Source organism: uncultured Algibacter sp. (assembly GCF_947495925.1).
In the GTDB taxonomy this organism is placed as follows: Bacteria; Bacteroidota; Bacteroidia; order Flavobacteriales; family Flavobacteriaceae; genus Algibacter_E.
In genome coordinates this window covers 1-227 of record NZ_CANMAU010000037.1, presented here as the reverse complement: position 1 = coordinate 227, position 227 = coordinate 1, and the positions used below count along the sequence as shown (strand labels likewise).

At 55.9% G+C, this 227-nt stretch carries 1 pseudogene; it reads left to right on the top strand.

Going from position 1 to position 227, the window contains the following annotated elements:
• Positions 1 to 227: pseudogene (locus Q0857_RS16910) on the top strand (collagen-like protein); the annotation flags it as partial.

The window sequence follows — 227 nt, the reverse complement described above, 5'->3', positions numbered from 1 at the left end:
CAAGGCCTACAAGGCCCAGCCGGATTAGATGGGGCTGACGGAGCAGATTCAACAGTACCCGGTCCACAAGGTCCAATTGGATTAACAGGCCCACAAGGCTCAGCCGGACTAGATGGAGCAGACGGAGCAGATTCAACAGTACCTGGTCCTCAAGGCCCAATAGGATTAACAGGTCCGCAAGGCCCGCAGGGCCCAACAGGTTTAACAGGTTCGCAAGGTCCAATAGG